The sequence below is a fragment of the Bradyrhizobium sp. CB1015 genome, from assembly GCF_025200925.1.
Taxonomy (GTDB): Bacteria; Pseudomonadota; Alphaproteobacteria; order Rhizobiales; family Xanthobacteraceae; genus Bradyrhizobium.
Window position 1 is genome coordinate 6,835,072 of sequence record NZ_CP104174.1, and the last position, 21,531, is coordinate 6,856,602.

Annotated in this window: 21 protein-coding genes; 10 read left to right on the forward strand and 11 right to left on the reverse strand. The window is 65.4% G+C overall.

The features are described 5' to 3' along the window. Positions 1 to 19: 19 nt before the first annotated feature. Positions 20 to 376, reverse strand: a complete 357-nt coding sequence (locus N2604_RS32100) for a hypothetical protein (RefSeq protein WP_260371992.1) — start codon at positions 374 to 376, stop codon at positions 20 to 22. 86 nt (positions 377 to 462) lie between these two features. On the opposite strand from N2604_RS32100, the gene N2604_RS32105 reads away from it, so the two are divergent. Continuing rightward, positions 463 to 1,443 (forward strand): ABC transporter substrate-binding protein, encoded by a 981-nt coding sequence (locus N2604_RS32105; RefSeq protein ID WP_260371993.1) that lies wholly within the window; start codon positions 463 to 465, stop codon positions 1,441 to 1,443. A gap of 123 nt (positions 1,444 to 1,566) precedes the next feature. Here N2604_RS32105 and N2604_RS32110 read toward each other — a convergent pair whose 3' ends face one another. Then, positions 1,567 to 2,007: a hypothetical protein gene (locus N2604_RS32110; protein ID WP_260371994.1), complete on the reverse strand. Its 441-nt coding sequence runs from the start codon at positions 2,005 to 2,007 to the stop codon at positions 1,567 to 1,569. Between the two features lie 339 nt (positions 2,008 to 2,346). Here N2604_RS32110 and glgC point away from each other — a divergent pair, with 339 nt between their 5' ends. The 3 genes from glgC (at position 2,347) to N2604_RS32125 (ending at position 5,449) form a co-directional block, all read left to right on the forward strand. Further along, positions 2,347 to 3,609 carry a glucose-1-phosphate adenylyltransferase gene (gene glgC / locus N2604_RS32115; protein ID WP_260371995.1) on the forward strand — a complete coding sequence of 421 codons (1,263 nt, stop codon included), beginning with the start codon at positions 2,347 to 2,349 and terminating at the stop codon, positions 3,607 to 3,609. Next, a complete protein-coding gene (gene glgA / locus N2604_RS32120) occupies positions 3,606 to 5,063 on the forward strand; it encodes a glycogen synthase GlgA (protein ID WP_260371996.1) in 1,458 nt (485 codons plus the stop codon). Before glgC ends, glgA begins: the two co-directional genes overlap by 4 nt. Positions 5,064 to 5,188: 125 nt before the next feature. Next, positions 5,189 to 5,449: a SemiSWEET transporter gene (locus N2604_RS32125; protein ID WP_260371997.1), complete on the forward strand. Its 261-nt coding sequence runs from the start codon at positions 5,189 to 5,191 to the stop codon at positions 5,447 to 5,449. Positions 5,450 to 5,670: 221 nt separating this feature from the next. Here N2604_RS32125 and N2604_RS32130 read toward each other — a convergent pair whose 3' ends face one another. Continuing rightward, on the reverse strand, positions 5,671 to 6,465 hold the full coding sequence (locus N2604_RS32130; protein ID WP_260371998.1) for a class III extradiol ring-cleavage dioxygenase: 795 nt from the start codon (positions 6,463 to 6,465) through the stop codon (positions 5,671 to 5,673). Between the two features lie 154 nt (positions 6,466 to 6,619). On the opposite strand from N2604_RS32130, the gene N2604_RS32135 reads away from it, so the two are divergent. Next, the gene (locus N2604_RS32135) at positions 6,620 to 6,799 is read left to right on the forward strand and encodes a hypothetical protein (protein WP_024339659.1); all 180 of its coding nucleotides are present in this window, start codon (positions 6,620 to 6,622) and stop codon (positions 6,797 to 6,799) included. Between the two features lie 7 nt (positions 6,800 to 6,806). Here N2604_RS32135 and N2604_RS32140 read toward each other — a convergent pair whose 3' ends face one another. Further along, a complete protein-coding gene (locus N2604_RS32140; protein WP_260371999.1) occupies positions 6,807 to 8,291 on the reverse strand; it encodes a carboxylesterase/lipase family protein in 1,485 nt (494 codons plus the stop codon). A gap of 77 nt (positions 8,292 to 8,368) precedes the next feature. Beyond that, positions 8,369 to 8,617, reverse strand: a complete 249-nt coding sequence (locus N2604_RS32145; protein ID WP_311739677.1) for a hypothetical protein — start codon at positions 8,615 to 8,617, stop codon at positions 8,369 to 8,371. A gap of 192 nt (positions 8,618 to 8,809) precedes the next feature. Between N2604_RS32145 and N2604_RS32150 the strand changes: the two genes are divergently transcribed. Next, a complete protein-coding gene (locus tag N2604_RS32150; protein WP_260372000.1) occupies positions 8,810 to 11,494 on the forward strand; it encodes an alpha/beta hydrolase fold domain-containing protein in 2,685 nt (894 codons plus the stop codon). 170 nt (positions 11,495 to 11,664) lie between these two features. On the opposite strand, the gene N2604_RS32155 is transcribed toward N2604_RS32150, so the two are convergent. Continuing rightward, complete coding sequence (locus tag N2604_RS32155) at positions 11,665 to 12,969, reverse strand: MFS transporter (protein ID WP_260372001.1); 1,305 nt, start codon at positions 12,967 to 12,969, stop codon at positions 11,665 to 11,667. A 60-nt stretch (positions 12,970 to 13,029) separates the two neighbouring features. Between N2604_RS32155 and N2604_RS32160 the strand changes: the two genes are divergently transcribed. From N2604_RS32160 to N2604_RS32175, 4 genes are all read left to right on the forward strand, one after another. Further along, positions 13,030 to 13,530 (forward strand): LysR family transcriptional regulator, encoded by a 501-nt coding sequence (locus N2604_RS32160; protein WP_260372002.1) that lies wholly within the window; start codon positions 13,030 to 13,032, stop codon positions 13,528 to 13,530. Next, the gene (locus N2604_RS32165; RefSeq protein ID WP_260372003.1) at positions 13,508 to 13,993 is read left to right on the forward strand and encodes a LysR substrate-binding domain-containing protein; all 486 of its coding nucleotides are present in this window, start codon (positions 13,508 to 13,510) and stop codon (positions 13,991 to 13,993) included. The genes N2604_RS32160 and N2604_RS32165 overlap by 23 nt, the downstream gene beginning before the upstream one ends. Positions 13,994 to 14,121: 128 nt before the next feature. Continuing rightward, the gene (locus N2604_RS32170) at positions 14,122 to 14,394 is read left to right on the forward strand and encodes a hypothetical protein (protein ID WP_260372004.1); all 273 of its coding nucleotides are present in this window, start codon (positions 14,122 to 14,124) and stop codon (positions 14,392 to 14,394) included. Between the two features lie 85 nt (positions 14,395 to 14,479). Next, the gene (locus tag N2604_RS32175; protein ID WP_260372005.1) at positions 14,480 to 14,785 is read left to right on the forward strand and encodes a hypothetical protein; all 306 of its coding nucleotides are present in this window, start codon (positions 14,480 to 14,482) and stop codon (positions 14,783 to 14,785) included. Positions 14,786 to 14,839: 54 nt separating this feature from the next. On the opposite strand, the gene N2604_RS32180 is transcribed toward N2604_RS32175, so the two are convergent. The 5 genes from N2604_RS32180 to N2604_RS32200 form a co-directional block, all read right to left on the reverse strand. Next, positions 14,840 to 14,995 (reverse strand): hypothetical protein, encoded by a 156-nt coding sequence (locus N2604_RS32180; protein ID WP_172787410.1) that lies wholly within the window; start codon positions 14,993 to 14,995, stop codon positions 14,840 to 14,842. A 103-nt stretch (positions 14,996 to 15,098) separates the two neighbouring features. Next, positions 15,099 to 15,617 carry a septal ring lytic transglycosylase RlpA family protein gene (locus tag N2604_RS32185; RefSeq protein ID WP_260372006.1) on the reverse strand — a complete coding sequence of 173 codons (519 nt, stop codon included), beginning with the start codon at positions 15,615 to 15,617 and terminating at the stop codon, positions 15,099 to 15,101. A 417-nt stretch (positions 15,618 to 16,034) separates the two neighbouring features. After that, positions 16,035 to 17,630, reverse strand: coding sequence for an NAD-dependent malic enzyme (locus N2604_RS32190; protein WP_260376356.1), 1,596 nt, complete (start codon positions 17,628 to 17,630; stop codon positions 16,035 to 16,037). A gap of 355 nt (positions 17,631 to 17,985) precedes the next feature. After that, entirely contained in the window at positions 17,986 to 18,984 is a 999-nt protein-coding gene (locus N2604_RS32195; RefSeq protein ID WP_260372007.1) for a tripartite tricarboxylate transporter substrate-binding protein, read from the reverse strand. A gap of 101 nt (positions 18,985 to 19,085) precedes the next feature. Then, a complete protein-coding gene (locus N2604_RS32200) occupies positions 19,086 to 21,410 on the reverse strand; it encodes a mechanosensitive ion channel domain-containing protein (RefSeq protein WP_260372008.1) in 2,325 nt (774 codons plus the stop codon). Between the last annotated feature and the right edge of the window lie 121 nt (positions 21,411 to 21,531).

Consider the following 21,531-nt stretch of genomic DNA (forward strand, 5'->3'; position numbering starts at 1 on the left):
GCGCTGGCACGGCTCCGCCTCATGCGCAACGGATCGCGTTGCGCATGTTCCGTGCGGAGCTGCGTTGAGAGAAAATCGTTCCGTCGGCGCTTGGCGCGCCGCGTTGATGCGATGCGCAAATCATGCGGCGCGTTCGCGGCATCGTCAATGAAATGGATTTTCGAATGTTGCGCGAAGCGAAGTCATTCTCTCCACCCGCGCATGCGGGAGCGATGAAAGGATTTTTCGCAGACGCATCGGCACGCAAGGTGAGCCGCGACTCCATTGGTGCCGCATCCCGATGCAGCTTCGGCCGCGCACGCTGCGCATTCTCGAAAGCGACGGCCCGCTGAAATGTCATTGCCTGAAGCACGCACAATACGGTTGGCCATTTCATTGACGGCGTACCGCGCGCTCATAGACTTGATCGCCTCGCTGCATCGTCCGCTCACGCATCGTGAGCGACGCAACAAGACGGATCCCATGAGCATCAACTCTCACGACCATTCCATCACGCGCCGGCTCGCCACCTCGCTGCTCGCCGCCGCCATCATGCTATCGTCCGCCGCCGCATCGCTCGCTGCCGATACCGTCGTGCTGCGCGTCGGCGACCAGAAGGGGGGCAACCGCTCGCTGCTCGAAATCTCCGGCTATGCGAAGGACCTCCCTTACAAGATCGAATGGTCGGAATTCCCGGCGGCCGCGCCGATCCTTGAAGCGCTCAATGCCGGCGCGCTCGACGTCGGCTACACCGGCGATCTCTCGTTCCTGTCGGTCTATGCCGCGGGCGCGCCGATCAAGGCGATCGGCGGCACGAGGTCGGATGCGAAGACGCAGGCCATCCTGGTGCGCCAGGATTCGCCGATCAAATCGGCCGCCGACCTCAAAGGCAGGCGGCTCGCCGGCACACGCGGCGGCTGGGGCCAGTTCCTGATCGACGCGACGCTGGAGAAGGCAGAGATCAAGCTGGAGGATGCGACCTTCGCGCCGCTCGGCCCGGTCGATGCCAAGATCGCGCTGCTCGCCGGCTCGATCGACGCCTGGGCGGTGTGGGAGCCCTACGTCTCGTTCGCGACGCTGAAGGACAAGGCCCGCGTCATCGCCGACGGCGAAGGGCTCACGCCGACCATCACCTTCATCGTGGCCTCGGACAACGCCATCGCCACCAAGCGCGCGGCGGTGCAGGACCTGGTGCAGCGCTTGAACAAGGCGCGGCTGTGGTCGCTGGACCATGTTGCCGAATACGCCAAGAACACGGCCGAATTGACCAAACTGCCGGAGGACGTGCTGCTGTCGGCGTACACCGCGCAGCGCACCAGCCCGATCGTGATCGACGGGAATGTGATCAAGGAGGTGCAGGAAGCCTCCGATCGCTCGACGCGTTACGGCATCCTGCCGAAGAAGCTCGACGTCGCCAAGGCCGTCGACCGCAGCTTCACGGCTGCAGCCGCGGGATCGAACTAGGCGGAGGCGGCGGAATGCACAGGCCTCGCCTCAAGCCCGGCCCATTGCATCTCACCGCGATCCTGCTCATGCATGTTGCATGCATGAGCCTGATCGTGTGGCTCTCGTTCTAGCCGTGCGGTCTCACCAATATCTGCGGTAATAGTGACGGTGATAGACGCGATACGGCCGGTAGTAGCCATAGCTGTAATACGGACGATACGGCCGATAATATCGCGGATAGACCGGAGCGTAGCCGTAGCCGCCGTAATAAGCGGGGGCATAACCATAGCCGTAGCCGGGATATCCATAGCCGTAGCCGCCGTAATAGGGGCCGCCGTAGCCGTAATAGCCGTAAGGAGCCCCGGCCGCGATGGCGCTGCCGATGATCGCACCGGCCGCGAGACCGCCAAGACCCCAGCCCCATCCGCCGCCACGCCAATGCACCTGCGCGACGTTGTCGCCGGCCGCAGCCTTCATCGCCGCGACGTTGGTTGGCATCGGGGCCGCCGTGGCCTGCCCGATCTGGGCCGCCATGACTGCGCCGGCCAGCGAACAGGCAATTGCCGTCTTCCAGATCCTCATCGTCTTACTCCCTGTCTGACCTTTCGCTTGGAGAAGGATCGCAGCGCCATGATCGGGCATCCTTGCGCCAAGTCAAAGCGTAGAATTTCAAAGCCTAGAGTTTGCGTGCACCGCACAAGACGCTTGCCTCCGTTCTGATCAACCGGTGTCCGGCGACGTGGTCGCCTGCGACAGCCGCACGACGGTCGCTGAGGCCCGGTCACCCGGCAAAGCATTAAGCTTCCCGTGCATTCGCAACCAACAACCAGCTTCACGATTTACTATTCGTACCATTACTATCGGTTCCAAGGTGCGCGGCCGGGAGGCTTCTGGCGAGCGCCAGAGTTGTGGGAGGATCACATGAGTGCCGCGAGACCCGAGCCGCTTGCCCGTCAGGCGCTGGCATTTGTCTTGGCCGGAGGACGCGGCAGCCGTCTGCTGGAGCTGACCGACCGCCGCGCCAAGCCGGCGGTCTATTTCGGCGGCAAGTCCCGCATCATCGATTTCGCGCTGTCGAACGCGGTGAACTCCGGCATCCGCCGTATCGCGGTGGCGACCCAGTACAAGGCGCACAGCCTGATCCGGCACCTTCAGATGGGCTGGAACTTCTTTCGCCCCGAACGCAACGAGAGTTTTGACATCCTTCCCGCCAGCCAGCGCGTCTCCGAGACCATGTGGTATGTCGGCACGGCGGACGCGGTGTACCAGAACATCGACATCATCGAATCCCACGCCTGCCGCTTCATCGTGGTGCTGGCTGGCGACCACATCTATAAAATGGACTACGAAGTGATGCTGCGCCAGCACGTCGAGAGCGGCGCCGACGTCACCGTCGGCTGCCTCGAGATGCCGCGGACGGAATCCTCCGGCTTCGGCATCATGCATATTGACGAGAACGGCTGGATTCAGGAGTTCCTGGAAAAGCCGAAAGATCCGCCGCCGATGCCGGGCAAGCCGGACGTCTCGCTCGCCAGCATGGGCATCTACGTGTTCGACGCGAAATTCCTGTTCGATCAGCTCAAGCGCGATGCCGAGGACCCGAACTCGAACCACGATTTCGGCAAGGACATCATTCCCTACCTCGTCAAGAACGGCCGCGCGATGGCGCACCAATATTCGACCTCCTGCGTCCGCTCCGGCAGCGACACCCGCGCCTATTGGCGCGACGTCGGCACGGTGGATGCCTATTGGGCCGCCAATATCGACCTCACCGACGTGGTGCCCGAGCTCGACCTGTTCGACCGCGCCTGGCCGATCTGGTCCTATGCGGAGATCACCCCGCCCGCGAAATTCGTCCACGACGAGGAGAGCCGGCGCGGCCAAGCGGTGAGCTCGCTGGTGTCAGGCGGCTGCATCATCTCCGGCGCCTCGCTGCGCCGCTCGCTGCTGTTCACCGGCGTGCGCATCAACTCCTACGCCAATGTCGAGAATGCCGTGATCATGCCTTACGTGAATGTCGGCCGCGGCGCCCGCTTAAGGAACGTCGTGATCGACCGCGGCGTCGAGATTCCGGAAGGTCTCGTCGTCGGCGAGGATCCCGAGTTCGACGGAAAGCGCTTCCGCACCACCGAGCAGGGCATCTCGCTAATCACCCAGCCGATGATCGACAGGCTCAATACATGACGCCTGTTCGCGTCCTCGCGGTCGCCTCTGAAGTCTATCCCCTGGTCAAGACCGGCGGCCTCGCAGATGTCGCCGGCGCGCTGCCGGTTGCGCTGAAGGCGCATGGCGTCGAGATGCGCACCTTGCTGCCGGGCTATCCCGACGTGCTGCGCCTGGTGTCCGGCACAGAGGAGCTCCGGCGCTGGCCGGACTATTTCGGCGGCCCCGGACGGCTGCTGGCGGGCTCGCATGCCGGGCTCGACCTGTTCGTGCTGGATGTGCCGCATCTCTATGCGCGGCCGGGCAACCCCTATGTCACCTCCGATGGCGCAGACTGGGCGGACAACGGCGTGCGCTTCGCCGCGCTGTCGCGCGTGGCCGCCGATATCGGTCATGGCCTCGTGCCGGCCTTCGTGCCCGATGTCGTGCACGCCCACGATTGGCAGGCGGGGCTCGCGCCGGCCTATCTGCACTACGACAATCGTCCGCGGCCCGGCACCGTGATGACCATTCACAACATGGCCTATCAGGGCAAGTTCGCCCCTGAACTGATCGGATCGATCGGCCTGCCCTGGCACGCCTTCAACGTCAACGAACTGGAATATTTCGGCGGCATCAGCTTCTTGAAGGCCGGCTTGCGCCTTGCCGATCGCATCACCACGGTATCGCCGACCTACGCGAAGGAAATCCAGAGCGACGAAGGCGGCATGGGCCTCGGCGGTCTGCTTCGCGAACGATCGGACGTGCTCAGCGGTATCCTCAACGGCATCGACACCGAGGTCTGGAATCCGCAAACCGATCCGCACATCGCCTATTGCTTCGGCGCGGAGGACCTGACATTCCGGGCCGCGAACAAGGCGGTGCTGCAGCAGCAGTTCAACCTCGATTCCGCGGACGAAGCGCCGTTGCTCGGCGTCATCAGCCGGCTGTCGTGGCAGAAGGGGCTCGACCTGCTGCTGGAGGCCATCCCGACCATCCTGCGCGAAGGCATGCAGCTCGCGCTGCTCGGCAGCGGCGACCGTGATCTGCAGGATCGCTATCAGGCCGCGGCCCGCGCCAATCCCGGCCGGATCGGCGTCGTGATCGGCTACGACGAGATCCTGGCGCATTTGATCCAGGCCGGCTCGGACGCGCTGATCGTGCCGTCGCGCTTTGAGCCGTGCGGCCTGACCCAACTCTGCGCGCTGCGCTATGGCGCCGTGCCGATCGTCTCGCGCGTCGGCGGCCTCGAAGACACCATCGTCGATATCGGCGAGGCCGACGCGTCCGGCCACGATGCCACCGGCTTCAAGTTCGGCCCCGTGACGGCGGATGCCCTCGCCGGCACGCTGCGCAAGGCCAACGTTGCCTTCCACGACAAGCTGACCTGGCGCCGCCTGCAACGCAGCGGCCTTGCGACCGACGTCTCCTGGCGCCACCGCGCCGGCGACTATGCCGCGCTGTATCGCAATCTCATGGCGGCCCGCGGGGCGTAGCGTTTTCGAGCGAAGTGGGCACCGGTTCGCGTCAAGAAAACGCGTCAAAACAAGAATGAGAGCTTCGTTCCGACGAAATCGGAACGAGGCTCCAGGCATGGCCGAATCCGTGCTATAGAGCGCGCATGGACCCGCTACTGCCCAAGCTGATCGGCTTTGCCGCCGCTACCTGCACCACCGTCGCCTACGCGCCGCAAGCCATCAAGGTATGGAAGACCCGCTCCACTGGCGACATCTCGCTCGGCATGTTCCTGGTGATGGTGCTGGGCCTGGCGCTCTGGCTCATCTACGGCCTGCTCTCGGGCGATGGCCCCCTGATCGCCTCGAACGCCGTCACCATGCTGCTCGCCGGCGGCATCCTGGTGATGAAGCTAAGATATGGGTGAGGCTTTCTTCGCCTCTCCCCGCGTGCGGCAGGGCCCATCGCATGCGAGATGTGGGCTATGGGCGCCGAGTTCTCGACGGCGTCATGGCCGGACTTGTCCCGACCATCCACGCCTTTCCACGCCGCACAAAGAACGTGGATGCCCGGGACAAGCCCGGGCATGACGGCCCTCTGCAAAATTCAAACGCGATAGCCCGGCCGCGTGCGGGGCGAGGGAGAAGATCATCCAAACACATACGACGCCATCGCCACATGCGCGACCTCGTCGACGAAGACACGGCGGCCGACGTCGCTGCCCGCAGCCCCGGCCGCCACCATCAGCGGCAGCAGATGATCCTCGCGCGGATGCGCAAGGCGTGCGCTCGGCGCATTCTCCCAATCGACCAGCATGGCATTGCGGCGCGCCGCATCGGGGCTGCTGATCGCCTCGTTCAGATAGGCTTCGAAATCATACGAGACGGGCTTGGACTCCGGACGGTTGAAGCCGCGCATGTTGTGATAGGTCAGCCCGCTGCCGACGATCAGGATGCCTTCATCGCGCAAGGATGCGATCGCCTGACCCACCTTGACGTGCTCGGCCGCGTCATAGCTGGACTTCAGCGACAGCAGCACGATCGGCATGTCGGCGTTCGGATACATCAGCCCGAGCGGAACGAACGTGCCGTGATCAAAACCCTGATCGGGATCTTCGCGGCAATCGAGGCCGGCATGCGTGAGCAGCGCCTTCACTTGCGCGGCAAGCTCGGGCCTGCCCGGCGCCGGATATTTGAGGTGGTAGGTATGCTCAGGGAAACCGTAATAGTCGTAGACCATCGGCGGGTGCGGCGAGGTCGACACCGTGAACGCGTCGGCTTCCCAATGCCCGGTGATGACCAGCACGGCCTTCGGCCTCTCGGGCAAAAGCTGCGGCAAGTTCGCGAAGGCCTCGGCGGTCTTGGCATATTGCACCCGCCTGTCCTCCATGAAGGGCCAGGGGCCGCCGCCATGCGACAGGAACAAAGTCGGAAATCGCGTCATCGGGCTGGTCTCGTTGACAACAGGCGCGTGCGGGCGGTCCGCACGGCGGCGGTGAGCATAGGCAAAGCAGCATGGTTAGCAAGTCGTTAACGATTTGGCGCCCAGAATCCGGGCGGGGCCGAAGCAGTCGGTCTGAAGACAAGTGAGACGTGCGATGAGGAAGTTTGCGCTGGGGGACGTCGTCAACAGTGATAAGGGCCGCCGCGGTGTCGTCCGCGCCGCCTTCAAGTCGCGGGATGGCCAGCAATTCTATGCCGTCGAGAAGGACGGCGCGATAGATTACCTGGAGGAAGACCGGCTCAGCCCGGCGCCGCGCGTCGAACTCGCGGCTTAAATCCGATTCATCTCCTGCCCTCATTTGCGAGCCGGTCGAGACGATCCGCCAACGGATCGTCGCCGCTCGCGATGCCATCGTTCGTGATCAGCAGCAGGCGATCGCCGCCCGCCGCGTCCCAGCGTGGCAGGTCGGGACCATTGAGGTCGGGACCATTGGGATCGCCGCTTCTAGCGAAGTTGATCCAGTAGGCGCGCATGCGGCTTGCGACCTCGCGGTCGCGTCGCGACAGGATGCCCGCACCGGGCACGCCTTCCGCACCGAAGATGAACTGCAGCTCGCGCCCGTGGCCGACGTCAGGATTCGCGCGCCGCGCTTCCGGCACATAGGCGAAGCGGTAGCGAAAGGTCGGCCCGCCGCTTGCCGCGTGCAGGCGGGCCAGCAGCCGCACCGGCTCGGAGAAGACCTTGTCAGTGTAGATTCTTGCCGCGAGATCTGACGGTCTGGCGAGATCGGGATAGAGCTTGCGCAACTCGTCGCCGCTCGCGCCCGGCGGCGCAAGCTCCTCCTTGATCGCGGACTCGTTCTCGAAGCCGGTCTCGTCCTCATTCGAGCCGATGATCAGGGGAATGCGGCTTTGACGTCCGGCCGCAAAGCCGGCGGCGAGCTCCTCGCTCACGAGACGTCCATCCGTCACCGGTGCAAAGCTGCGCGGCGATTTCTCCAGCAATTGTCTTTCGGCCGCCAGCAGGCGCCGCGGCTCGACTGCGCGCAAATCCGTCTTCGTCCCGAGCGCGGCCACGAAGAGCCGGCCGATGGCCTCGGCCTCTTCTGCCGAACGCAGGCGGGCGCGGCCGGGCACCGATTGCAGAATGGCCTTGTGGAAGAGTTCGCGCGCTGGCGCCGACAGCATCAGCAGCGCGATCGATGTCGCCCCTGCATCGCTGCCGAACAAAGTGACGTTGCCCGGATCGCCGCCGAAGGCCGCGATGTTGTCGTGCACCCAGTGCAGCGCGGCGACCTGGTCCATCAGGCCGAAATTTCCGGAGCCGGCGTCCGACAGCGCGGGATGCGAGAGCCAGCCGAGCGCGCCGAGGCGATAATTCACGGTGACCACGATAAGGCCCGCCTGCGCCAGCTTGGCGCCATCGAACAGCGGATCGTTCGCGGTGCCCGAGACGAACGCGCCGCCATGGATGAACACCATCACCGGCAACGAGCCATCGACCCCGAAAGGACGGAACACGTTCAGCGTCAGGCAATCCTCGCTCGCCGCCGGCAGCGCCGGCTGAAGGCATGGCGCGCCGTAGTCGTAGGCGGTGCGCATCTCCGAGCTTTCGGTCGTCGGCTGCGGCGGTTGCCAGCGCAGCGCCCCGACCGGCGGCGCTGCGTAAGCCAGCCCCTTGAACGAGGCCACCTCGCCTTCCACGGCACCGAGCATCTGCCCTTCACGGGTCAGCGCGAATGGAAACTGCCCGACGGGCTGAGCCACGGCCGAGCCGACGCCATACAGGACTGCAATAGCCGCAACGAATGCAAGCAAGGCCCGCATCTTCGCAACGATCTCGATGAAGGGTTTCGGCAGGTTATGTCCAGAGCCGTAGCAGAGGCAAGCCTCGCGCCTTGAGCCTAGCCGCCTTTGCCAATCAGCTCCGCGAGCGCGCGGCGTGCGACGATGCCGAGCTCGCCCAGCGTGGAGTGGCCGGACTGCGCCGCTTCGATCAGGCGCTCGGCGATGAACCTACGGCTGTCGTGATCGCCGCCATGCGGCAGTTGCCGGCACGTCTCCTCGAGAACGACGTCCATGTTCGCTCTGGTTCGCTCACTCAACTCTGTCATGACGCCCGGACGGTACGCGTGGCTTGTAAGCGCAAGCATACACAGAAGGATGAGGTCTGATTACCCCGGGCTATCACGGCCATTGTGCATCGCGGTGCGTGTGGTGCCGCAAACATTCGCGCGGTCACGATGCCGCCGCAAACGACTACCCTGGGGTTGCACTTGCTCTAATGACAAGCTGAGCCTGCGGCGATAGCCTGCCGGCAAAACAAGACATACGGGAGAAACACCATGCCTGACGCGATGGTTGCCACACGTGCCTCCGATGAGCGCGGAACCGCTCAGCAGGTCGATGTCGCCGTGGTCGGCGCCGGATTCTCCGGCCTCTACCTTCTCCATCGCCTGCGCAAGGCGGGGTTCTCGGCGGTCGGGCTCGACGAGGCCGGCGATGTCGGCGGCACCTGGTATTGGAACCGCTATCCGGGCGCGCGCTGCGACATCCAGACCATCGACTACAGCTACACGTTCGATCCGGAGCTCGAGACCGCCTGGACCTGGTCGGAGAAATACGCCACCCAGCCCGAGATCCTGCGCTACCTCGGCTTCGTCGCCGATCGCTACGATCTGCGCCGCGATATCCGTTTCAAGACCAAGGTCACCGAAGCCAGATGGGACGAAGCGTCGGAGCGCTGGCTCATCACCACCGACAATGGGCTACCCGTCTCCTGCCGCCATTACATCATGGCCACCGGTTGCCTCTCCGCGCCAAAGCCGCCGGAGATCGACGGCGTCAAGGACTTCAAGGGCGAGGTCTATTTCACCGGACGCTGGCCGCATGACGGCGTCAATCTTACAGGAAAGCGCGTCGCCGTGATCGGCACCGGCTCGTCGGCGATCCAGTCGATCCCGCTGATCGCCGAGCAGGCCGCGCATCTGACCGTTTTCCAGCGTACACCGAATTTCGCATTGCCGGCGCATAACGGCCCGGCGCCCGCGGATCGCATGAGCCTGCTGCAGAGCGACCGCGCCGCCTATCGCGAGCAGGCACGGCAGTCGATGGCCGGCGTGCCCTACCCGCAGCAGACGGTCGTGAGCTGGCAGCTCAGCGATGCCGAGCGTCGCGAGCGGTTCGAGCGCGCCTGGGCCGCCGGCGACCTCGTCCACATCCTGACGCAGCTCTGGGCCGACCAGGCCGTGGACCTCGACGGCAACAAGATCGTCCAGGATCTGATCCGCGAGAAGATCCGCGCCGCCGTCAAGGATCCCGAGACCGCCGCGGCACTGATGCCGGACGATCATCCGTTCGGCGCGAAGCGCCCCTGCCTCGACACCAACTATTACGCAACCTACAACCGGCCGAACGTCACGCTGGTCAATCTGCGCAAGGAGCCGATCAAGGCGATCACCGCGAGCGGCATCTCCACGAGCGGCCGCAGCTTCGACCTCGACCTCATCGTCTTCGCAACCGGCTTCGATGCGATGACCGGCGCGATCCGTGCCGTGCATCCGATCACCGGGCGCGGCGGCAAGTCGCTGTCCGACGTCTGGGCGCAGGGACCGCAGACCTATCTCGGCCTGACGGTCGAGGGCTTCCCGAACTTCTTCATGATCACCGGCCCCGGCAGCCCGTCGGTGCTGTCGAACATGGCGGTGTCGATCGAGCAGCATGTCGACTGGGTGGTCGATCGCCTTGCCGCGCTGCGTGATGCCGGCTTCACCACGATGGAGCCGACCGAGACGGCACAGGCCGGTTGGGGCCGGCACATGGCCGACTGCTCGATGCTGACCCTGCACCGGCTCGCCAACACCTGGTACACGGGCGCCAACGTGCCCGGCAAGGTGCGGGGGCTGATGCCCTATACCGGCGGCGTCGGCCCCTATCGCAGCATCTGCGACGAGGTGGTCAGCCGCGGCATGCTCGGCTTCAGGCTCAGCGGCCCCAATGGCGCCGCGCAGTGCAATGACGGCGAGGTGGTGCGCCTGCAGCCGGACGTGCGGCTGGTGCTGAACCTGCTTGCCTCGCTCAACCTGCCGCCGATCGAGTCGATGGGCGCGCTCGGCGCCCGTGCCTTCGTCAACGAGTTCAACAAGGGCCGGCCTGCGGGTCGGCCAATCGGCGAAATCGTCGACGGCACCCTCCCCGTTGCCGACGGCGCGCTGCCCTACCGCGTCTATAAGCCGGCAACGCCGGGACCGCATCCGGTCGTGGTCTATTTCCATGGCGGCGGCTGGGTGCTCGGCGACGAGCAATCGGACGAGCCGTTCTGCCGCGACATGGTGCGGCGGACGGGCATGATGTTCGTCAGCGTCGGCTATCGCCACGCACCGGAGCATCGCTTCCCGACCGCCGCCGAAGACGGTTATGCGGCAACGCGCTGGATCGCCGAGCACGCCGCCGAGCTCGGCGGCAAGCCGGGCCCGGTGCTGGTCGCCGGCTGGAGCGCCGGCGGCAACATCGCTGCCGTCACCTGCCAGCTCGCGCGCGACCGCGGCGGGCCTGCCATCGCCGGCCAGCTTCTGGTCTGCCCGGTCACCGACTGCAGCTTCGATCGGCCCTCTTACGACGAAAATGGGACCGCCTACTTCCTGACGCGCTCGCTGATGTACTGGTTCTGGGATCTCTATTGCTCGCCGGCGGACCGCACCAATGCGCGGGTCTCGCCGCTGCGCGGCAAGGTCGCCGGCCTGCCGCCGGCCGTCGTGGTCACCTGCGAGTTCGATCCGCTGCGCGACGAGGGGATCGCCTATGCCGAGGCAATGGCTGCCGCCGGCGTCCCGGTCGAGCAGCTCAAGGCACGCGGCCACTTCCACTCGTCCTTCACCATGGTGGACGTGGTGATCACAGGCGTGTCGGGCCGGGTGCAGATGGCGGAGGCCTTGCGGCGCTTTGCCGGGCTGCCGCCGGAGGTCCGCCGCGGCGAGAGCAACCAGGAGCATGACAGCCCCGGGCACAGGATCGCAGCGGCCGCGAGTTGAGCGGAAACGGCGCGGCCGGGACCCTTCTCCCGGCCGGCGTGGCAATTGCCGTGGCCCCGACAGCCGGCTGTATCTGCCAGATACAGCTACAGCTGATGGTCAGGCAGCAACATCGATGCGGCGATGAGGCCGCCTGCTGACCCAAGGGCCGCAACAAGCCAGGGCCACGCTTAACCGGCAGCCGTTGCTTCGTCCGATAGAATCGCACCGAGCGTTGCGATGCCGAGCGCAAATCCGGCCTGCCGCATGACCACGGTGACCGCCGAGGCCATACCCGTTTGGTCCGGAGGCACCAACGCAACGACGGCGCTCGACAGTTGCGGATGCGCGAGGACTGCGCCAATCCCGGTCAACAGCATACCGGTTGCCGCCGCAGCGAGAGCGACTTGCAGGTTCGGGAGCCAGCCGCTCGCCGCCAGTACCAGAATGAGATCGCCTGCCAGCATCGCCAGCATCGCCGTCGCGAACAGCCGGCGCCAGCCCCAGCGTGTTGCCAGGCGAGCACCATAGGGCGGCAGCAGAAGCATCGGCAACGTCGCGAAGAGCATTGCGAAGCCAACGGACGGGCCTGCCCAGCCGAACGCTGCGCTCAGGAACGGAGGCAGATAAACGAGAACCGCCCAGTAGCCAACGGAAACAGCAATCAGCAGCGAGGAAATGCCGACCATGACCGGCCGCATGAACACAGCGGGGTCGAAAATCGGCACTGGCCGGCGCCGCTGCTGCATCACGAAGATGGCGAGCAGACACGCGCTCAGCCCGAGGCCCGCTGCGATCCGGGCCGGCATTGCACCTCCCCTCAGCAGGCTCTCGATCGCAAGACCAAGCGCAAACGTGAGAAGCACGACGCCGCTCCAGTCCAGCGGGCGGCCGGCAGGATCACGCGATTCTGCGACCAGCCGCGGAACGGCCAAAAGCGTGAGCAGACAAAGCGGGATATTGGCCAGGAAGATCCAGCGCCATCCGAACCAGGCCGAGACAAGTCCCCCGAGCGCTGGTCCGAGCGCCATGGCGATGCCTGAGAGCACGCCCATGAACGCGAAGGCACGGGCGCGCTCGTCAGGCCGGGCATAGGCATTCGCAAGCAGCGCAATGCCTCCCGTGATAACGAACGCCGCGCCAAGGCCTTGAATGGCACGCGCGGTCCACAGCATCGGACCGCCCGCCGCGAAGCCGCAAATGATCGATCCGACCAGGAACACGACGTTGCCGCCAAGCAGAGCGCGTCGGCGCCCATACTTGTCGGCCAGCGCGCCCGCAGCGAGCAGCCCACCGGTAAATGCCAGACTATAGGCATCCATCACCCAGGCATAGGCAGCGCCGCCGAAACCGAGTTCGGCGGCCATGGCCGGCATCGCGACAACGACCGCGGTTACGTCGAATTGCGTCAGAAAGGCCGCGATGCCGAGCACCATCGCTGGCAACAGGTCGGGCCAACGGCTAGGGGACTGCATATCCGGTTCGGGCGTGATCATCGTTGTCCCATCGTGAAAGCGTCTGGCACCGATATGCCTGCCGGGGCGAGGCCCGCGCCAATGCAATGCATTCACATCGGCATGAAAATGTTTCATGATGATGCAATGCGTTCATTTCCTCCCTTCGACGGGCTGATTGCGTTCGAGGCAGCGTTGAGACATGCGAGCGTCACGCGCGCCTCCGCGGAGCTCGGGCTCACGCAGAGCGCGGTCAGCCATCGGCTCCGCAAGCTCGAGAACTTCGTCGGGACGCCCCTCCTCATTCGGCAGCCGAGCGGCTTGTGTGCCACACCCGCCGGTATTGCCCTCTCGAACGAGTTGGCCGGTTTGCTCGACAGGATGGCGGATTTTCGTGCGCTTTGTCGCGCCGCAGCTCCACCACCGGCCTTGAAAGTCGGCGTCGGTGCAGCACTTGCCGACTATTGGCTCGTGCGCCGCTTGCCCGATTTTGCGCAGACGCATCCCGGCATACCGGTTGAGCTGGCCGTACGTGAGGCCGACGCTCACGCGAGGTCGACCGATCTGACGTCGCGGTGGTGTGGCAACCAGCAGCGGGCTTGAGGCCACGCAGCGTTTGCTCTTTCGCGAGCATGTTTACCCCGTCTGCCACCCACGCCTGCTGCCCGGTCAGCAGCCGCTGACCGACGTGACGCGCCTCAAATCCCTGCCGCTCCTGCACAAGGGCCGGACCGGCGAAGACCGTGGGGTCGAATGGTCATGGACCTCCTGGTTCGAACGATTGGGCCTCGGCCGCCCGCCACCCGCCGAGATACGTTTTGCAACGATAGCCACCGCCATAGCCGCGGCCCTGGCCGGCAACGGGATCGTGCTCGCGCGTTCGCTGCTGGTCCAGGATGCCCTGAAGGACGGCAGGCTGGTACGGGTGCTTCCGCAATCCTGGGACTTGCCGTCGAGCAAGGCTCAAATCGTGCGCTGGCCCGCGGCAATGGCCAAAGACCCCCGCGTGAAGGCGTTTGTCCGCTGGATATTGCAAATTCCGAAGATTCCGAGCGATAAGCCGTAGCGGATGAGCCGGGAACCTTTTCCCGGCTGCCGCGTTGGAGGCTCGTGGCATTGAGATGCAGCGACAGGTGTATGGGCCCCGGCACGCGAGCACGTCTGCCGGGGTCGTCTTTTGCGTGAGGCAGGGCGATGGGGGACGTGGTCGGGGATTCCAAGGTCGATTTCGGCGCACCGGCGGTGCTGCATAAATGGCCATCACTTGCCAATCAGCGTCAGCCTGATCGAGAGCCCTACCAGGTCATCCAAGGCACGCTCGACGATTGCATCTCGGCTTTCATGCAGAAGCCGGCGACGACCCGGCACCTCTACGAGATCCGCACCGCGGCGCAGCCGCCGCTCGTCACCGAAATCCTCTCCCCCGAGCACGTCCTCGAGCTGTCGCGCTTGAGAGAATTTCTCTGACGGCGTTCACAAGCGCGCGAGTAGGAACCTTCTTGCGGTTCTTCCCGTTGTCAGGGATCGGAAGCAAGAACGTGAGCGCCTCGAGATGCTTGACGCCGGCGTACTATCACCGATCGTGCCTTACGGAGCGGACCAGACCTTGTTCGTGGTGGTCGATCGCCGCGACGAGGCGACCGAAATCCGCATCGAGCGCAGCGATCTCGACGCAACGATCGGCGAGCTGGTCGCCGGCTGCTTCAACGATCCGGTCAAGGTGATCTCGTTCAACACGCTCGAGCATTGGATGAAGGATATCTCGAGCGACGTCGCCGGCGAGATTCGTGCGCGCTGCGACCTCTATGGAATAGAGCTCCCCGATTATCTCAGCGACTTCATCGAAAGCCATTCCTGAAGCACATTGCGATTTGCGTGCGGGGGAATGCTGTGGGAGGTTGGAGCGCAGGACTCAGTTGCGGCGGTGCTTGCCGGCGATGACCTCGATCTCGCGGCGGCGTTCGCCCGCGAAGGTCAGCAGCTTTTCGATCGTCAGCGTATCCGTGATCCGTTTGGCGAGCCGCTCGGCGCGCGCAGCCTGATCTTCGAGATGCTGGATCGTGTTCAAGCCCCGTCTCCCCAAAAGCCCCGAATTGCGTGGGCAGCCATGGTGCTTGAGAAGCCGCTAACAGCCGGTTAAGCGCGCCGCATCTGTCGCGACCCCTGGCGCCCTATCGCACGACCTCGAGCCTGACATTGGTGATGCCCTTGTCGACCATGCCGAGCGCCTCGGCGGCGGAAGGCGAGATGTCGACCACGCGTCCGCGCACGAAGGGCCCGCGATCGTTGACCCTGACCGTGACGAAACGGCCGGAGGAGGTCTCGGTGACGCGCAGCTTGGTGCCGAACGGCAGGGTGGGATGCGCCGCGGTCAATTCGTTCTTGTCGAACTTCTCGCCGCTCGCGGTCTCCGTATCCGAATAGAAGCTGGCGACGCCGTGCGAAGCCGTGTGCCTCGCTCCACCATCGGAGCTGCGCGCCCGGCTGATCGGGCGTGGATGCAGCGCCGCCACCCGGTGCGGGCGCTCCACCGCGGCTTGCCGGGTTGTTCCGGCGAGATCGGCTTTCTGACGGCCGACCGGCGATTGCGCGCAGGCGGCGAGCGATGCAGCCCCCAGGACCGCGAGCAAAAGCCGGCTCGAGCTTGCCAGCGACATCCGGGCAGTTTCGGCACTTGCAATGCGAGACATGATGCGCCCTCCGAACAACCGCAAGTTTCGGTGGGCAATGAGGGCAGAACCTTGACGGAACAAAAGCGGCTCTGGGGCCGCGGCCGTTTCGCGCCAGCTGTGACGATTCCACCACAGTGACCTGAATCGGGACAGACGACCCCTTTAAGGCGCGATGAAATGAGGCTTGATCGCGCAACGACGGAGGTGCGCTCCCTCTCCCGCTTGCGGGAGAGGGTTGGGGAGAGGGTTGGGGGGGGTGCTTCCGCAATGGGACAATCCCAGGAGGAGAAAGCCTCACCCGCGCCGGAGCCTGTCATCGGGCGCGCCTTTGGCGCGACCCGGTGGGCGCGACCTCTCCCGCAAGCGGGAGAGGTGAACGAGCCAGCGCCTGACCGGACTTTCGTTCCGGCGCCGCTCAACTATCGGCCTGGTAGCTCAGTACGTCGGCTCGTACATCTGCGACTGGACCAGGGCCCTCACGTCATTGGGCGCGGGTCCGTCTGCCAGCCCGCGCTGATAGGCCACGTCCGCGACCGCCGCCGCGATGCGGACCGAGACCTCGCGGATGCGCGGCAGTGCCGGATAGAGGCTGCCCTGTGCGAGGTCCTCCTTGCCGACGCAATCGGCGAGCGCATGGGCCGCCGCCATGAACATCTCGTCGGTCACGAGGCGCGAGCGGCTGGCGATGACGCCGAGGCCGACGCCCGGGAAGATGTAGGAATTGTTGCCCTGGCGCGGCACGAAGCTGCGGCCGTTGAGCTTGACCGGATCGTACGGGCTGCCGCAGGCGAACAGCGCGCGTCCCTCCGTGTAGCGATAGGCATCCTCCGCCGAGCATTCCGCCTTGGAGGTCGGGTTGGAGAGCGCGAACACGATCGGCTGCTCGTTGAGCTCCGCCATCGCCTTGAGCACATCGGGCGTGAAAGCGCCGCCGACCGCGGCGACGCCAATGATTGCCGTCGGCTTCAATGTCTTGATCGCGGTGAGGAAGTCGGCGATCGGCGCCTGGTCAGTGTGCGCATAGCGCAGCTTGTGGCCATGCAGACCCTCGCGCCCCGCAACGACGAGACCGCGGGAATCCACCAGCCAGTTGCGGGAAAGCGCATCCGCCTCGGATGCCCCCTCCGCCATCATGGCGGAGACCACGAGATCGGCGATGCCGGTCGCCGCCTCGCCCGCGCCGAGGAACAGGATCTTCTGATCCTTCAGCTTGCCGCCGGAGACGCGCAAGGCCGAGAACAGGCCGGCGAGCGCCACCGCCGCGGTGCCCTGGATGTCGTCATTGAAGACGCAGGCCTCGTCGCGATATTTGTGCAGCAGCTTGAACGCCGAATGATTGGCGAAGTCCTCGAACTGGATCAGCACGCCCGGAAAGGTTTTGCGCGCAGCGACCATGAACTCGTCGACGAAGCTGTCATAGGCCTCGCCCGTCAGCCGCCGCTCGCGCAGGCCGAGATAATAGGGATCGCTCAACAGCTCTTCGTTGTTGGTGCCGACATCGAGCACGATCGGCAGGCACGCTTCCGGATGCACGCCCGCGCAGGCGGAATAGAGCGACAGCTTGCCGACGGGGATACCCATGCCGTTGGCACCGAGATCGCCAAGTCCCAAAATGCGCTCGCCGTCGGTGACGACGATCAGCCTGGCCTGGTAGGGCCAGTTCTTCAGGATCTCGGCGATCTGGCCGCGGTCGCGCGAGGAGATGAACATGCCGCGCGGCCGCTGGAAGATCAGGCCGTATTTCTGGCAGGCAAGCCCGACCGTCGGCGTGTAGATGATCGGCTGGATCTCGTCGATATTGTCGACGACGACGCGGAAGAACAGCGCCTCGTTGCGGTCATGCAGCGCGTTCAGGGCGACGTATTTTTCCAGATCCGTCGGCAGCGTGCGCAGATTTGTGAGCACGCGCTGAGCCTGCGTCTCCATCGTCAGCACGCAGGGCGGCAACAGGCCGCGCAGGCCGAGCGTGGCGCGCTCCGCTTCCGTGAAGGCGGTGCCCTTGTTGAGCAGGGGATCGCGCAGCAGCGTCATGCCTTGCTGCGGATTGGACGACGTCGGTTGGGCAACGACCCGGGCAGGTCTATTCACGAATTCCCCCAAGGAGTTTCTTATTGAACCGCAGCCATTGTCGGCCAGCGCTTCATTCAGATCAAGGACGGAGAGACGGAGGCGGCGATTGTGATCTCGCACCGCAGCGAGACTTGCGCAAACGACTGGCAGTTGCACGCGAAAGGTTAACGCGGCAGGAATCTAACTCCTCATGGTGAGGAGGCGCGTCAGCGCCGTCTCGAACCATGGAGGCCCCTACCTCACCCGCGGCCATCCTTCGAGACGCCCGCATTTCGCGGGCTCCTTCAGGATGAGGACGCGTGATGCCGCGGCAGCGCTATTCCGGCTTGATGTCGGCCGCCTTCACGATCGGCCACCATTTTTCGGTCTCGGCCTTCTGGAAAACGGCCAGCGCTGCGGGGGTCTGCTGCTCCGGTGGTGGAATCTCCTGCCCCAGTTCGGCAAAGCGCTGCTTGACGGACGCGTCGGCCAGCGCGGCGACGACGGCCGCATTGAGCTTCGCAACGATGTCCTTCGGCGTGTTCTTCGGTGCCCAGATGCCGTGCCAGTAGGAAATATAGAGCCCGGGCAGACCCGCTTCGTCGACGGTCGGCACGTCGGGCGCAGACGCAAGCCTTGTCGGCGACGTCACCGCGAACGCCTTGATCGCGCCGCTCTTGGCATGTGCCAGCGAGTTCGCCGCCTGGTCGAACATGATGTCGATCTGCCCGGCGACGAGATCGATCATGGCGGGCCCGGCACCGCGATAGGGCACGAACTGGAAGTCGGTACCGGTCTTGTCCTTGAAGAAGACCGCGGCGACATGGGCTCCTGTGCCCGCCCCGGAGGTCCCCGCAGTGGCCTTGCCGGGGTTGGCCTTCAGCCAGGCGATCAGCTCATTGAGATTGTTCGCAGCGAGCGATTTCCGGCCGACGATGAGTTGTGTGCCCATCGCGATCATCGCGACCGGCTCGAAATCACTCACGACGTCATAAGGCAATTTGAGGACCGCGCCGTTCAGCACATGGGTGCCCCAATGGCCGATGGTGATCGTGGTGCCGTCAGGCGTCGCGCGGGCGACGCGGGCCCCGGCAATGCTGCCGGAGGCGCCGGCAACGTTCTCGACCACGACCGTGGTGCGCAGCTCGGCGGCGATGCGCTCGGACAGAATCCGCCCCAGCGTATCGGTCGGGCCGCCCGCCGCGAACGGTACCACGAGGGTGATGGGACGCGACGGAAACGGCTGAGCGTTGGCTGGCTCGGACCAGGCCGCCGATCCCATCAACACGCACGCGACGACCGCAATGCGACGCAATCCGGCCCACATCCCCCGCATCGGTTTCTCCCACTCTCTTTTGTCGCCCGCACATTGTCGGCGGGCCAATGCCGGAGTGAACGCTGCCGGACACGCGGAGGCAAGCCGGAATCGTCGAGCCGCTACCCGGCTGCCCGCCTTGGCATCAGATTGGCGGTGCCATCTGCCGGCGGCGCGATATGCATCAGGATCGTCTGCGTGGCGGATGCGACCTCGATGCCGTTCTGCTGGAAGCGCAGCTTCATGCGGCGGTTGAATTCGCGCTGGACCGGCCAGCGACCGGCCTCGGTGCAGCGGATCTGGCCGACGATCGACACCATCGCGCCGTCGACCTTGTCGATGCCCCAGAGCTCGAGGTCGCCGCGGATCAGCGCGCGGAAGTCCGCTTCATGGCGCATCTCGTCGACGATGTCCTTGAGGATCTGGCCGGCACGGTCGGTGTCTTCCTTGTAGGCGACGTTGACGCTCACCGAGGCGTTGCCGGCGCCGCGGCTGGCATTGGTGATGGTCGTGACCGCGCTGAACGGCACGATGTGTACGGCACCATCGCCCGCGCGCAGGCGGATGGTGCGGATCGAGACGTTCTCGACGACGCCCGACAGCCCCGACACGCTGACGGTGTCACCCACCTGTACCGTGTTCTCCAGCAGCAGGAACAGACCGGTGATGAGATCCTGCACCAGCTTCTGCGAGCCGAAGCCGATCGCGATGCCGACGATGCCGGCGCCCGCCAGCAGCGGGGCGACATTGACGCCGATCTCGCTCAACGCCGTGAGGCCGACGACGGTCGCGATCAGGCAGAGCAGCGCCGTGCGCAGCATCGGCTGGAAGGTGCGCAACCGCGCGGCGCGGGCATAGTGCCCGTCCCGCGACAGCGTATTGATCTGGCGGTCCAGGAGCGCATTGCTGGCTTCCCAGATCGCGGCGGCGATGAACACCGCGAGGCCGATGGTCACCACGGCCGAGATCAGCCGGCTGCCGATCTGGCCGCCATAGAACCAGACGATCGCGTCAACGCCCCAGACTTCGAGCACGGCCACGAAGCCGATGAAGGCGATCACGCCGGATACGATCCTGCGCAGCAGCGGCAGATAGCGGTTGGCACGGATCTCGAGGCCGGGAAAGCGCTGGAGGATCTCCGGTTTGATGCGGAAGCCGCGGTCGATCAGGCTCAGCGTCAGCATGATGACGACACGCGTGATCAGCGCCACTGCGATGGTGCCGACGAAATATTGCAGCAGCAGCGAATAGCCGTTGCGGATGTTGAGTGCCCAGACCGCCCACAGCGCGAGGTCGAGCGCGATGGCAAGATAGTGCCAGCCGGCGGCGATGCGGTTGCGCAAGCGGGCCGCAATTCCCGGCCGCTCGGCCGGCGCGCGGATGGCATCGGCGACCTGGCGGCGGCATTGCAGGATGATGACGGCGATGAAGAGGTGCACGACCAGCATCACCATGCGCAGCAGGGCGGCGTAGCCGGCACGGTGCAGGCCGAGCAGCAGCGCCACATTGGAAAAGGCGATGCCGGAGACGCCGACGCCGACGATGCGGCGCGCCCAGATCTCGACATAGGCGGCGGTCTCCGCGCGCACCGGAAACAGGCCGAACGGCCCCGCCAGCGCCCGGACCAGGCAGATCAGCCCGCGCGAGAACGCATAAGCGTTGACGACAGCGAGGATCACGAGACGGACAATCGTGGGCTCGCCGATTTCCGTTCCGAGCAGCGCGGTGGCAACGGCGACGAAGACGAGCACGGGAAGCAGCTCGAGCACGAAACGCCCGAGCACGAAGGGCAGGCGCAGCATGATCTGCCAGACACGCGCGAGACTGTGGCGTCGCTTGTGCAGTTCCGGCTCGGGCGTGACATCCGCGACCGATGATGGCGGATCGGCAAGCGGTAGCGCCTGGGCCGGCAGGCGCGCGCTTTGCGGCACGCGCCCCTCCAGGAACGCGACCGGCCGGCGGATCAGGCGGAAGATGACCCATTCGGCCGAGAGAGCGCAGCCGAGCAGCAGCGCCAGCTTCCAGGCGATCTCGATCAGGAGATTGTAAGCCGCGGGATCGTTCGCGGTGCGCATGATCCAGTAGTAGAAGGCCGGAAAGTGCGTGAGCGTCCGCGCCATGCCGGCGATCTCGCTCGAGATCTCGCCGATCTCTTCCGAGACCGTGAGCAGGAGCTGCGCACCGAGGCCGTCGGCCGAAAGCGGGATCGGCGATTTGGGCTCCGGCGCAGGCTGCTGCGGACCCGATGCGTTGGCGATCACACGGAGCGTATCGATCATTTGCGCGCGCTTCTTGTCGTCCTGGAGCGTGTCCAAGGCGCGCCTGGCTTCGTCGGGCGATAGCGCCGCGGCACCGGTCGCGGCCGGCGCATCGGCGCGGACGCAGGAGAGAGACGAGATCGCGAGGAAAACAGCGGCGAGAAGCGCCGGGACAAGCTTTTGCGACACGCAGATTCCCTGGAAAAATGAATGCGCCCGCGATGTCGTGGCCGTCACCGCCGGAAGCACATCCGTCATGTCGGATCGGAGCTATTCGCCCCTAGCCTGTGTCGGAAGTTGGCCTTTGAGA

Coding starts and splice junctions, on each gene's coding strand:
- N2604_RS32100 (WP_260371992.1), bottom strand. CDS start 376: ATGAAATGGCCAACCGTATTGTGCGTGCTTCAGGCAATGACATTTCAG.
- N2604_RS32105 (WP_260371993.1), top strand. CDS start 463: ATGAGCATCAACTCTCACGACCATTCCATCACGCGCCGGCTCGCCACC.
- N2604_RS32110 (WP_260371994.1), bottom strand. CDS start 2,007: ATGAGGATCTGGAAGACGGCAATTGCCTGTTCGCTGGCCGGCGCAGTC.
- glgC (WP_260371995.1), top strand. CDS start 2,347: ATGAGTGCCGCGAGACCCGAGCCGCTTGCCCGTCAGGCGCTGGCATTT.
- glgA (WP_260371996.1), top strand. CDS start 3,606: ATGACGCCTGTTCGCGTCCTCGCGGTCGCCTCTGAAGTCTATCCCCTG.
- N2604_RS32125 (WP_260371997.1), top strand. CDS start 5,189: ATGGACCCGCTACTGCCCAAGCTGATCGGCTTTGCCGCCGCTACCTGC.
- N2604_RS32130 (WP_260371998.1), bottom strand. CDS start 6,465: ATGACGCGATTTCCGACTTTGTTCCTGTCGCATGGCGGCGGCCCCTGG.
- N2604_RS32135 (WP_024339659.1), top strand. CDS start 6,620: ATGAGGAAGTTTGCGCTGGGGGACGTCGTCAACAGTGATAAGGGCCGC.
- N2604_RS32140 (WP_260371999.1), bottom strand. CDS start 8,291: ATGCGGGCCTTGCTTGCATTCGTTGCGGCTATTGCAGTCCTGTATGGC.
- N2604_RS32145 (WP_311739677.1), bottom strand. CDS start 8,617: ATGCTTGCGCTTACAAGCCACGCGTACCGTCCGGGCGTCATGACAGAG.
- N2604_RS32150 (WP_260372000.1), top strand. CDS start 8,810: ATGCCTGACGCGATGGTTGCCACACGTGCCTCCGATGAGCGCGGAACC.
- N2604_RS32155 (WP_260372001.1), bottom strand. CDS start 12,969: ATGATCACGCCCGAACCGGATATGCAGTCCCCTAGCCGTTGGCCCGAC.
- N2604_RS32160 (WP_260372002.1), top strand. CDS start 13,030: ATGCAATGCATTCACATCGGCATGAAAATGTTTCATGATGATGCAATG.
- N2604_RS32170 (WP_260372004.1), top strand. CDS start 14,122: ATGGGGGACGTGGTCGGGGATTCCAAGGTCGATTTCGGCGCACCGGCG.
- N2604_RS32175 (WP_260372005.1), top strand. CDS start 14,480: ATGCTTGACGCCGGCGTACTATCACCGATCGTGCCTTACGGAGCGGAC.
- N2604_RS32185 (WP_260372006.1), bottom strand. CDS start 15,617: ATGTCTCGCATTGCAAGTGCCGAAACTGCCCGGATGTCGCTGGCAAGC.
- N2604_RS32190 (WP_260376356.1), bottom strand. CDS start 17,630: ATGACGCTGCTGCGCGATCCCCTGCTCAACAAGGGCACCGCCTTCACG.
- N2604_RS32195 (WP_260372007.1), bottom strand. CDS start 18,984: ATGCGGGGGATGTGGGCCGGATTGCGTCGCATTGCGGTCGTCGCGTGC.